Below are 11,936 nucleotides of genomic sequence, written 5' to 3' on the forward strand. Positions count from 1 at the left end.
AAGCAAAAACGTCGCGGGTGAATATGTGACACAAAATAAAATTATTGAGGCGGGGTGACCTTCACTAATGGCGCCACACAGGGTTGTTATCACGCAGCCCACCTATCTGCCCTGGCTGGGTTATTTTAACCAGATGGCCTGCGCCGATACCTTTATTTTTCTGGACAGTGTGCAATTTGAAAAAAGCTCTTGGCAGCAGCGAAACAGGCTGAAGGGCCCTAACGGAGATTTTTGGCTGACAGTGCCGGTACTAACGAAAGGTCGAAGTCGGCAACTGATAAAGGATGTAGAAATAACGGATGAACGGTGGACGATGAAACACTTCAAGACAATGAAATACCTATACGCCAAGGCTCCGTTTTTCCGGGATGTAATTGATCTTTTTGCGGACATCTATCAGAAGCGGTGGGAAAAATTGATTGACCTGAACCTTGCAATTATTTTCATGCTGGCCGCTAAGCTCGGACTCTCGCCCAGGTTTCATCTCTCCTCCGAGTTAGGCGGGAAGGGAAAGAAAGTGGACCTGTTGATTCAATTATGTGAAAAAGTCGGCGCCACCCACTATATGTCCGGCCAGGCAGCCAAGGCTTATATTGACCAGGACAACCGGTTTGGAAACCACGGGATAACCCTTGAATACCACGACTTTCCCCACCCGCGATACCCGCAGCTCCACGGGCCGTTTGTCAGCCACCTTTCCATGGTTGACGCGGTTATGAACGTCGGTTGGGCTCGCACACGGGAGCTAATAGACACAATAAGGGATGAGATATGACCGTTAACGTCTTGATAACCGGGATGGGTCAGACAATCGGCATCGGTATCTTAAAAGCCCTAAGGATGTCGCGACTGAATTGTCGCCTTCTCGGCACGGATTGCGAGCGTAAATCGGCGGGTCTTTACATGGCTGATAAAGCCTTTGTCGTGCCGAAAGCCTCATCGGACGTACAGGAATATTTAAAAGAAATGGCCGCTATCTGCAGACGGGAAAGGGCGGATATAGTTTTCATCGGATCAGAACCGGAACTGCTGATTTTTGCTCCCATAGCGGAAGAATTTACCCGGGAAACAGGTACCTGTGTAATGGTCAGTTCCGACAGCGTCATCAAGCGTATTACCGACAAATGGGAACTGTTCAAGTTTTTATCGGGGGAAGGATTTCCGGTTCCCGAATCCATATTGCCGCTGGACGATAATTTGAATGCTTTCGCTGACCGACATGGTTTTCCACTGATTATTAAACCGAGACGGGGTTATGCTTCACGGAGTTTGCAGGTGATCACAAACCAAGAAGAGTTGCTTTTTTACTCCCGCACGCGTAAGGACATTATCCTACAGGAGTATATAAAGCCGGACGACCAGGAGTACACCGTCGGCGTTTTCGTAACCCGCTCCGGCGAGAGCCGGGGTGCGATCGTGCTGCGCCGGGAGTTGGCGGCCGGGCTGACCTTCCGTGCCGAAGTAGCGCAAGACGAGGAAATAACCGTTTTATCCCGCCGAATTGCCGAACGCTCCGGAGTTATCGGCCCCTGTAACATTCAATTAAGGAGAAGTGAACAGGGTCCAAAGGTATTGGAGATAAACCCCAGGTTCTCCAGTACCGTCCCCATCCGGGCTTATTTCGGTTATAACGAACCCGCAATGGCCGTTGGACATTTCGTTCTGCAAAAAGAAATTACAGAGCCCCCAATCAAAAAAGGAGTCGCATTACGTTATTGGCAAGAAATCTATCTACCATAACAGGTGGTATACAATGTGAACAAAAAAGGCATTAACGTTTTAATAACTGGAGCCGGAAGAAGAGTACCGATAATCAGGGCTTTCAAAAAAGTTCTAAGCGGTAATGGGGTTAAAGGCCGGGTAACATGCGTGGATATGGACCCGCTCTAACCTGCATAGACAAATTTGCTACTTTTCATTTTCTTTGCGCGCACGGCATCCCGACACCTAGAACTCTCTCCGGCGGTCTTCTCCCTGGCGAAAAACTCGATTTTCCTCTGATGGTCAAACCAGAACCGGCAAAGGAAGTATTAATTGCTTTAAAGTCGGCAACCTTTCCGAACTGGAATACTATCTCCAGGTCGTACCCGAACCGATCATCCAGCAATTTGCGCCGGGCAGGGAGTACACGGCGGACGTCATGTGCGACATGTCTAGTCGGGCCGTTATCGTAGTGCCGAGGGAAAGGATAGCAACCATCGCCGGTGTATCGCAGAAGGGCCGGACAGAAAGAAACCGCGTTATTGAAGAACTCGCGGCTGAAATAAGCGCCAGGCTTAAAATCATTGGACCGGCAAACATCCAGTTCATGGTTGACGGCGCGATACCGCGGTGCATAGATACAAACCCAAGGCTGTCCGGGGGTATTCCGCTTTCTTTAGCCGCCGGTGCGGATTTTGCAGGTATGATGGTGGACCTGGCCCAGGGGAAAGACCTGCCGCCGGCCCTCGGCCGATTTGAGGAAGGATTGATAATGCTGCGTTACGACGAAAGCGTTTTTGTAAAGGAATGTCCGAACGGCTATGTACCGTGCAATCCTGTTTGACTTGGACGACACCCTTTACCCTTACAGCCGGTTTGTACTCGGCGGTCTCCGGAATGCGGCCCGTTACGCCGCCAAGCACCTCGGTATGGAAGAGAAAACGTTTTTTTGCGCCTGCCGCCAGGAATGGCTGTTTCAGGGAAACTCGGGCAGGATCTTCGACAGTGTTCTGGCTTCCCTTGGACTGCCTCTTACCGCAGTTCCCTATCTTGTACAGGCTTTTCGCAACCAGGATAAACTCCGGCTTTACCCGGACGCAAAAGAGTTTCTGGACGCAATGCGGGGGAAAGCCGCATTGGGTGTGATTACCGACGGGCTTGCCTGGGTGCAGAAGCGTAAAATCGAAGCCTTGGACGCAAACCGTTACTTCCAAACCATAGTTTATTCGGATGATTACGGCAGGGACAACTGGAAGCCGAGTATTATTCCCTACCTTATGGCGTGGCAAAGGTTGGGTTTCCCCACTCCCAAATCGGTGGTTTATATAGGCGACAACCCATACCGGGATTTTACGGGAGCCAAAAGACTCGGTTTTTATACCCTGCGCCTGGTCCGCGGGCAGTACCGCAGCGTCCGGGTGCACGAAGCACAGGATGCCCACGATGTGTTTAGTTCCTTCAGGGAGGTCTTCGGGAAATTAAAGCTGTCTCCCGTTAATTAATCGAAGGAGGAAGCATTATAACTCTCGGTCAAGCCGTTATAAAACGCTTAGTAGATTTGCTCTGCGCTTTCGTCGGGCTGATTGTTCTCTTCCCAGTGATAATACTTGTTTCGCTCGTGGTCCTCATTGACTCGGGTAGGCCGATTCTTTTCATCCAGGAAAGAATCGGCTTGCACGGGCGGCTCTTTAACTGCTATAAGTTTAGAACCATGAAAACCGGTGCCGCCATGCTCTTCAACGATGACGGCTCCACATTGGTGTCTAAGTACGATCCCCGGGTGACGAGGGTAGGCCGGTTGCTGAGACGGTTTCATATTGACGAATTGCCCCAGTTGTGGAATATTATCTTGGGCCAGATGAGCCTGGTGGGCCCGCGGCCGGACCTACCCCACTTCTGGGGGGTTTACGATTCGGCGCAAAGACGGCGGTTTACGGTAAAACCCGGGATGACCGGCCTGGCCCAGATCAATCAACGTAACGCTCCGACGGTCGACGAGAGAGTCTCTTACGACCTGGAATACGTAACAGGGTATTCCCTCTGGCTTGACTTGAAAATTTTATTGAAAACTCTGGCTGTAATCTTGGACGGCTCGAGTGCGCATGATGGATATATGAACAGGGAAAGTGGTTCAGAAGGGTACCGGGGGATGTAATATAAGATGTAAGTGACTAACGATTAAGTAGTTGTATATAAGCATTAATGGTCTCTGCCGTCATCCTCCGGGCGTTAAAAACCTCCTCAACCAGGCGCCGCCCTTTTTCCCCCATAACTTTTACCGCTTCTGTTCTATCTGCCATCTTTAAAACGGCTTCGCCCACGGCGGCTGGGTCTTTGGGAGGTACAAGGTATCCTGTCTCGCCGTGTTGAACGACCTCCCTCGAGCCCTTAATATCCGTGGCAACGACAGGTTTAGCCATCGCCATGGCTTCCAGTATGGAAATGGGCAACCCTTCCCATAAAGAAGTAAGAACGAAAACATCCATCGCGGCCAGAAGTTCCGGTACGTCGGTACGGTGCCCGCAAACCATGATCCGATCCGCCTGCCGGGATTGTCGGATCAACAGTTCCGCCCGATCTCTAAGGGGGCCGTCCCCGACCATGATAAATCTCATACCCGGTCTGCGGGCTAGAAGGTAGAGAGCGGCAGCCACAAAATCCATCGGCGCTTTTTGGGGGGCAAGCCTGGCGACCGTTCCCACCAGAAGTTCCTCTTCCCCAACCCCTAACTCTCTGCGCTTTTTGAGACGGTCAAAAGGCCGGTCGAAAGGGGAGGTGTCAATGCCGTTGTGAATTGTGATAACTCTGTCAGGGCCAACGATACCGGAATTGACAGCCTCTAACCGGTCCTCGTTATTGACGGAAATCAGCAGGTCAGCCCACCGGGCTGCCGTTTTTTCGAGGCGGGTGTAAAACAATTTCGCCAGGCGGGAACTCTCATTATGAAAAGCAAAACCGTGCACTGTGTGCACCGCCGGTACGCCTGTTATTCTTGCGGCCAGGCGGCCAAGGAAGCCCCCCTTTGAAGTATGGGTGTGCACAAGATCGTAACGGCCCGCGCGTATTATCCGGATCAACTGAAGCAGGGCTCCGAGTTCGTTCCATGGCCTTATCTCCCGCCGCATGGCGGGTACAGGAAAAACGGTGTAACCGGAATCTTTCACGGCGGCAAGGGTTAACCCCGGAGTTCCCGCAAAATGCGCTTCACTTCCTTGATTCCGGATGGCTCGCATGAGGGTCAGCAGATACGTGGAGCCGCCGCCATATTCGGACCCGCAACCGATTTGAAGGACCTTAAAACGGTTCATGGATGCACCTTCCCAGCCATCCCGGTATGTTTGGGCAATATCTCTCTCACGGCGTTGATGACTTTTCCCACATCATCTCTCGTCATTTTAGGGTACAGGGGTAGGGAGACCAGCTTCTGATAGGCGCCCTCGGCCGCCGGGAAGTCTCCTTCTTTGTAGCCGTAAGCAGTTGCGTAGTACGGATGAAGATGAACCGGGATGAAATGAACGCTGGTTCCGATGCCCTTGCGCCGGAGTTCTTCGATAAACATTTGGCGGGACAGACCCGCTTGCTTTTCGTCAATCTGGACTACGTAAAGGTGCCAGGCATGGCGCCCTTCTTCATCAGCGCACGGCAGGATAATGCCGTCCAACCCTTTCAGGCCTTCGTTATACGCCCGGGCATACTCCTCGCGTATTCTCTGCATATCCGCGAGCCGCTCCAACTGCCTGAGACCGAGGGAGGCTTGCAGATCGGTCATATTGAACTTGTAACCCGGCAGTAAGACACGGTAGTACCACGAACCCTTGGCGGTGTACCGCTTCCAGGCGTCCGTATCCATGCCATGAAGGCTTAAGAGCCGCACCTTATGCGCCAATTCGGCATCGTCGGTGGTGAGCATTCCCCCTTCGCCCGTAGATAAATTCTTCGTGACGTAAAAGCTGAAGGCCGTTGCGTCGCCTATGCTGCCGACCATGCGGTCTTTATAGCGGGTGTAAACCGCGTGCGCGGCGTCTTCCAGAACCTTTAAGCCATGCGTTGCGGCCAGTTCGAGAATGCGGTCCATTTCACAGGCCCGGCCTGCATAATGAACGGGTAAGATTGCTTTGGTCCGCGGGGAAATTTTTTGCGCGATTTCATCAGGGTGGATGTTCAGGGTTTTCGGACAAATATCCGCGAAGACCGGTACAGCTCCGGTGTGCACGACTACGTTGGCCGTCGCCGCGAAGGTCAGCGGGGAGGTTATAACCTCATCGCCGGGGCCGATTTCCATTGCTTTTAACGCCAAAAACATACCCGCTGTGCAGGAATTAACCGCCACAGCAAATTTACTGCCGACAAAGGAGGCGAACCGTTCTTCGAACAGCGCGCATTTCGGTCCACGGCTCAACCAGCCGGAATTCAACGTGTCAATAACCTCCAACAGTTCTTCCTCACCGATAAACGGTTTCGCGTAAGGCAGATAATCTTCACTTTTGAGCATTACTCATTCAACCCCAGACATACGTCGTTTTTAGGCAAATTAAATTTGGCCCTTGCCAGATCCACCAAAACGGCAGTTTTTTCCGCTGTTAAAGGTTCCTGATAGGTAAAAATCAGGTTTACCAACGCTTGATCAAAGGCGCCGTTTGCTACGACATGTATTTTTCGGTGGTTTGAAGGAACGGTTTTTTCCTTCTCGGAGAGCAGTTGTTCGCAAAGCTTTTCACCCGGCCTCATGCATGTGAATTTAATCTCGATGTCTTTGCCCGGGCAAAGACCTTTGAGCCGGATCATATCGTGGGCCAGATCTAATATTTTTACCGGATCGCCCATGTCTAAAATAAATACTTCGCCACCCTTGGCAAGGGCTCCAGCCTGAATAACCAAGCGTACAGCTTCCCTGACCGTCATGAAAAACCGGCGCATTTCGGGGTGGGTAACCGTCACAGGGCCTCCCATCGCGATCTGTCTCCGGAACAACTGGACTACGCTGCCCCTGCTGCCCAATACGTTACCGAACCTTACTGCCGCAAACGTCTTTTTACTGAAGCGGGCGTAATAACGGATTATCATTTCCGCGAGCAGCTTCGTCAGGCCCATTACGCTGCTCGGGTTCACGGCCTTGTCGGTCGAAATGAGTATAAACCTTTCGGTTTTATGACGGTAAGCCGCTTCAGCGGTATTCAAGGTGCCGAAAACATTGTTCTTAAAAGCTTCTTCCGGTTGAAGCTCCATTAAAGGAACATGCTTGTGGGCGGCCGCGTGAAAAACCACTGCGGGGCGGTACCGCGCGAAAACGGCGAACAGCTTTTCCCGGTCCCGCACGTCCGCAATCAAAGGTACGTGTTCTACCCGAGGCCATTTTCGCGACAAATCCAGGCTGATTTCATAAATGCTGTTTTCACCCCGCCCCAAGAGGAGCAGCCGGCGCGGCTGAAAGGCGCATATTTGGCGGCAGAGTTCCGCGCCGATGGAGCCGCCCGCACCCGTAACCATGATAACCTGGTCCTTCAGGTAGGCGCTGACTTGTTCGAGATTAATATCCACTTCGTTCCGGTGCAACAAGTCTTCCATTTGCAGTTCGTGTACCTGCTCAAGCAGTTGTTTCCCCTGAACTATGTGCAGCACGCTGGGCAATACTTTTACGCCGACACCGGCTTGACGGCAGATGTTGTCGATGGTTTTAATCTGATCTATCGTTGCCGAAGGGATGGCGATAATGGCTTCTTCTACCTGACGCTTCCGCACAATATCCGGTATGTCAAACCTGGTGCCGAGTATTTTTAACCCGCAAAGTTGCAGTGCTTTTTTCTCCGGGTCGTCGTCAACGAAACCGACCGGGGTAAGTCCGACGCCGGTTCTCGTTGATCTCAACGTTTTTGCAATTAGTGCTCCCGCCTCGCCGGCGCCGACGATGAGGGTTCTTTTACTTTTTTCGGGCCGGCTTTCTTTAAAGAGACCGCCCCATAAAAGGCGCTGTATGAAACGCGTTCCTAAAAGGAAAAGGAGCGACATCAGCCATAGAGCCGCCGGCACGGCCGCGGTGAATCGAAGCTTCAGGATCAGTGCGGCAACGAAAATAATTGCTATTCCAATGGTAACGGCAAGTATGATGACCAGAAAATCGTGGATTCCGGCATATTGCCAAATCCGGTGGTAGGAGCCGCAAAGATACGAGCATAGGAGCAGAATGATCACAGCAAGGATACCAAAAACCGTCACATCTTTGCTGAAACTGATAGGGACGATATTCCAACGCAGATATAGACTTAAGAAAACGGCTACAGTCAGTAATGCAGTGTCTATGGTTAAGGTCGCGGCAATTCTCTTGGACACAGTATTAGGCACCTTCCAGTTATACTAAGTAAGACCAGGTTTATGGTGTTTGAGTCGTCCTGCCAAAATCTCGTCGCAAACCTTTTCGTATTTGCGTACGGTACAAGCAATATCGTACTTTGCTGATACCCTTTCTCTAGCAGCCGCCGCCATCCGTCGGGCCGATTCGGGATTTTCGATTAAGTAAGTCATGCATGCGCATAGGGATACCGGATCGTTTTCAGTGGCCAAAAGGCCCGAAACCCGGTCCTCAATCACGTCAAAATTACCCGGTACCGCAGTCGCGACACAGGGAAGCCCGGCGGCCATGGCCTCCAGTAAAGCTATGGATAACCCTTCCGCGTGAGTAGACAAAACAAATATGTCGGTATCCTGTAACAATTCAGGGATATCTGTGCGAGTGCCGAGGAAAGATATGCTGTCGGAAAGGTTAAGTTCTGTGGTTAGTGATTCCATGTCCTTGCGCAAGACTCCGTCCCCCACGAAATCAAGCCCGATTGTAAATCCCCGTTCTTTAAGCAGCTTAACGGCTTTAATCAAGGTTGCAGGGTCCTTTTGCCCGTCAAGACGGGACACCATCTTGATACGGACGGGCTGTTCGGTGAACAATGCTTCAAGATCAGCGCGAGGGCATCGGTCAACCGGAAGACCGTTTTCGATAACGTCAATTTTTACATCCGGCAACCAAAGTGCTTTTTTCACCATTTCTTTAACATCTCTGGAGACGCATATTACTCTATCGGATACAAGGTGTGATTGGATCAGGTTAACAAGCCGGCCCCGCAGGCCGTAGTGGGCTGCCGTGGCCAAGTGTTCCACGGATACAACGCATTTGATCCCAAGCCCTAAGACGGCAAGTCTTCCCCAGAAGTAAGCAACCGGCGTGTGGAAAAACACAGCATCCGGCCGGTTTTCCAAAATGGTTTGCCTTAAAGCGCGAAGAAATCCCCAGTCCCATTGACCCCGTTTCAGCAGAAAATACCCCTGAACGCCGCAGCTCTGTAATTCCGTCAAATAGTTCGGGTCTACTTCATAACCTACCAAAAGGACTGCGGGCTCAAAACGGGTACGGTCATGGTTCTTTGCAATATCCACTACGATACGGGCTGCGCCGCCGGTACCCCCGTAGACGGCATGGAGTAGTTTAATCATAATTCCACCGTTATTCTGTAATTTTGTAATCTTTCCCAGTTTATGAACCGCCCCGGTATTAGTGCTTGTTTAAAGCTTTTTAATTATCAAGCCCTTACAAGGCGTTCGAAAAACCGGAATACGTATTCTTAAAGCAGGCAAAGACGTCTTACTTGGAGTCCGAAACAAGATTTTTCAAATATCCTAAAACCAGCGGCCCCAGGTCTTCGCGCTTGAGCGCAAGTTCAACGGTTGCTTGCAGGTAACCGAACTTGTCGCCGGCGTCGTAACGTTTTCCGGTAAAGGCATAACCGAAAACCCTTTCCTCTTTGGCCAGTAGTTTAATGGCGTCTGTTAGCTGAATCTCGCCCCCGCACCCCGGGGGGGTTGCTTCCAGGGCGTTGAATATTTGGGGGCTGAGGATATAACGGCCGATGATACCCCAGCGTGATGGAGCTTCCTCCTCCGCCGGTTTCTCCACCAGATCTCTTATGTGAAGCACCCGTGGCTCGATTTCTTCGCCGGAAATGATTCCGTACCGGGAAACCTGGTCGAAAGGCAGCCAGTCAAGCGCTAACACAGTGCCCCGGAACTCCTTAAAAACCTTCAACATTTGTGCCAGGCACGGGTCCTCTCCGACAACAACGTCGTCTCCTAATAGGACAGCAAAAGGTTCACTACCCACAAAACTTCTCGCACAGAGTACCGCGTGCCCCAAACCACGTGGTTCGCACTGCCTGACGTAATGGATATTTGCCAGGTTGGCAATCCCACGGATTTCCTCGAGCCATTCTTTTTTGTTCCGCTCGCGCAGATAAGCTTCCAACTCGAGGCAGCAGTCAAAGTGATCCTCGATAGCTCTTTTGCCGCGGCCGGTGACGATAAGAATGTCTTCAATTCCCGAGTCTACGACCTCTTCAATGATGTACTGAATGATCGGCTTGTCAATAAGGGGGAGCATTTCTTTCGGCTGTGCTTTGGTGGCCGGTAGAAAGCGGGTTCCCAACCCTGCTGCCGGGATGACGGCTTTTGTGACTTTAAAACTACTGCTCAGTTTAACTCACCCTTTCGGTGCCAGGTGTTTGAAAATATCTTCTGAACGCATCTGCGCCTTGCTGAATTAAACGATACGACTCCGGTAGGCGTGTAATGTTACTGCCTAAGTAGTTTACGTTTAACCGCCGGGTGAGGTGAAAAAATTTGGAGTTTTAAGTCTCACCGCGTCCCCAAAATTCTTGGAACACCGGTACCTTAAGCAGGTAGAGTGCGGTCGTATAAACTATTCCGCCCCAAAAAAAATCGAGGGCAACGCGGCACAGCAGCCCGGTCTTCCCGCTGAAATGCTGAGAAAGCAGGCAATCGCAGCTCTTGATCGCAAATCCCATTACAAGAACCGCCAGTCCGCTCTTGAAGAGAGCTATCCAAAGCAGCCGGCAATTAAACCCTTGAACTTTTCGCTTCAGGCCATATGACAGTAGAAACGCCGTTAAAGTGAAGGCAATGGAGGTGGAGAGCGCAATCCCCCCAAGTCCCATGGCCTTGACCAAGAAGTAATTCAGGCTGATGTTTATTATTACCATCGCCACTCCGTTCCGGACCGGCGTAATGGTGTCCTGAAGAGCGTAGAAGGCCTTGCTGAATATGTCCTGGAGGGAATGCCCCACCATTCCCAGAGCGTAAAACAATAACGCTGCGGCCGTCATGAGAGAAGCCCGGGCGTCAAACTCCCCCCGCTCGAAAAAAAGGGACACGACCGGTTGGGCTGTGACCGCGAGCCCTACTGCGATGGGGAAAATGATGTAAATGACCATGGTCGACGCCCGCAATAATTGACGGCTGTATGCTTCCCAGTCTTGTCTGGTGCAGGACTGCGACAAGGCGGGAAAGTAGACGCTGCCGACCGCCAACACGAAGATCCCGAAGGCGGAGTCGGTGAGAAGCACTGCGTAATCAAGCGCCGCGATGCTTCCCGGGGCCAGGTAGCTGGCGAAAACACGGTCAAACAGATTGGTGAATGCCGTAACCGCGCTGCCTGCAAGCATTGGCAGGGCAAGCGCCGCCATCCGTTTCAGGTATGGGTCACGTAGGTCGAGAATGAGGCGAAACCGATAGCCGTAACGCCAGGCACAACTCAATAAAAACAGGCATTGCCCCAAGTAAGCCAAAATAATCCCCGCCACCGCCCCGTGAAGACCGACTTTCGGGACCAGTATCAGCAAGGAAGTGATCATCACCAAGTTAAAAACGAGACCGCTTGCGGCGGGGAAGGCGAAAGCCCGGCGAAAATAGAGGTACGCCGTAGTCAGCCCCAAAAGGCCCATGATGGTAATACACGGCATGAGCATGTAAGACAGCTCAACCGTCAAACGGTAAGTCTCCTCCTTGAAGCCGGGGGCGACCAGCTTTATGATCCAGGGAGTACACAGCATGCCGAGTCCGGCCGCAACAATCAGCACAATCGTTATGCTGTTGGTTAAGTTCGCAACGTACCGGTCCACTGCCTTTGGACCGGCTTTCTCAGCCCGTTCCGTGAGTAATGGAATAAGGGTGTTGGGAATAGCCAGTGATACTGCGGTGAAAAGAACCATGGGGGCAAAACCGGCTACTTTGAAGGCATCTCCGGCCGGGGTGGCGCCCAATCGAGCCGCCAGTATTATTTCTCGCAGAAAACCAAGTACTTTACTAAAAAGGGTAAGGACCATAAGTCCAGCCGCGATTGTTGTCAAATGTCTGCTTCCGGGCATAGTTTTGCTTGTTTTCCCGCTGCTAAGGAATTT

At 51.7% G+C, this 11,936-nt stretch carries 10 protein-coding genes and 1 pseudogene; 5 read left to right on the forward strand and 6 right to left on the reverse strand.

Annotated elements, in window-relative coordinates:
* Nucleotides 1-67 precede the first annotated feature (67 nt).
* The 5 genes and pseudogenes from AB1500_00140 to AB1500_00160 all read left to right on the forward strand — a co-directional run bounded on the left by AB1500_00140 (nt 68) and on the right by AB1500_00160 (nt 3,856).
* Complete coding sequence (locus AB1500_00140) at nt 68-775, forward strand: WbqC family protein (GenBank protein MEW6181576.1); 708 nt, start codon at nt 68-70, stop codon at nt 773-775.
* Entirely contained in the window at nt 772-1,740 is a 969-nt protein-coding gene (locus AB1500_00145) for an ATP-grasp domain-containing protein (GenBank protein MEW6181577.1), read from the forward strand. Before AB1500_00140 ends, AB1500_00145 begins: the two co-directional genes overlap by 4 nt.
* Before the next feature lie 283 nt (nt 1,741-2,023).
* Nucleotides 2,024-2,545, forward strand: a pseudogene (locus AB1500_00150) (ATP-grasp domain-containing protein).
* Nucleotides 2,523-3,203 carry an HAD-IA family hydrolase gene (locus tag AB1500_00155; GenBank protein MEW6181578.1) on the forward strand — a complete coding sequence of 227 codons (681 nt, stop codon included), beginning with the start codon at nt 2,523-2,525 and terminating at the stop codon, nt 3,201-3,203. Before AB1500_00150 ends, AB1500_00155 begins: the two are co-directional and overlap by 23 nt.
* A 38-nt stretch (nt 3,204-3,241) precedes the next feature.
* Nucleotides 3,242-3,856: a sugar transferase gene (locus AB1500_00160; GenBank protein MEW6181579.1), complete on the forward strand. Its 615-nt coding sequence runs from the start codon at nt 3,242-3,244 to the stop codon at nt 3,854-3,856.
* A 16-nt stretch (nt 3,857-3,872) separates the two neighbouring features.
* On the opposite strand, the gene AB1500_00165 is transcribed toward AB1500_00160, so the two are convergent.
* The 6 genes from AB1500_00165 to murJ all read right to left on the reverse strand — a co-directional run bounded on the left by AB1500_00165 (nt 3,873) and on the right by murJ (nt 11,885).
* Nucleotides 3,873-5,009 (reverse strand): glycosyltransferase family 4 protein, encoded by a 1,137-nt coding sequence (locus tag AB1500_00165; GenBank protein MEW6181580.1) that lies wholly within the window; start codon nt 5,007-5,009, stop codon nt 3,873-3,875.
* Nucleotides 5,006-6,193 carry a DegT/DnrJ/EryC1/StrS family aminotransferase gene (locus AB1500_00170; protein ID MEW6181581.1) on the reverse strand — a complete coding sequence of 396 codons (1,188 nt, stop codon included), beginning with the start codon at nt 6,191-6,193 and terminating at the stop codon, nt 5,006-5,008. Before AB1500_00170 ends, AB1500_00165 begins: the two co-directional genes overlap by 4 nt.
* Nucleotides 6,193-8,028, reverse strand: coding sequence for a nucleoside-diphosphate sugar epimerase/dehydratase (locus AB1500_00175; protein ID MEW6181582.1), 1,836 nt, complete (start codon nt 8,026-8,028; stop codon nt 6,193-6,195). Before AB1500_00175 ends, AB1500_00170 begins: the two co-directional genes overlap by 1 nt.
* Before the next feature lie 24 nt (nt 8,029-8,052).
* On the reverse strand, nt 8,053-9,180 hold the full coding sequence (locus AB1500_00180; GenBank protein ID MEW6181583.1) for a glycosyltransferase: 1,128 nt from the start codon (nt 9,178-9,180) through the stop codon (nt 8,053-8,055).
* Between the two features lie 148 nt (nt 9,181-9,328).
* Nucleotides 9,329-10,213, reverse strand: coding sequence for a UTP--glucose-1-phosphate uridylyltransferase GalU (gene galU / locus AB1500_00185; GenBank protein ID MEW6181584.1), 885 nt, complete (start codon nt 10,211-10,213; stop codon nt 9,329-9,331).
* 154 nt (nt 10,214-10,367) lie between these two features.
* The gene (gene murJ, locus AB1500_00190) at nt 10,368-11,885 is read right to left on the reverse strand and encodes a murein biosynthesis integral membrane protein MurJ (GenBank protein ID MEW6181585.1); all 1,518 of its coding nucleotides are present in this window, start codon (nt 11,883-11,885) and stop codon (nt 10,368-10,370) included.
* Between the last annotated feature and the right edge of the window lie 51 nt (nt 11,886-11,936).

The sequence above is a fragment of the Bacillota bacterium genome (genome assembly GCA_040755295.1).
GTDB lineage: Bacteria > Bacillota > Desulfotomaculia > Desulfotomaculales > Ammonificaceae > SURF-55.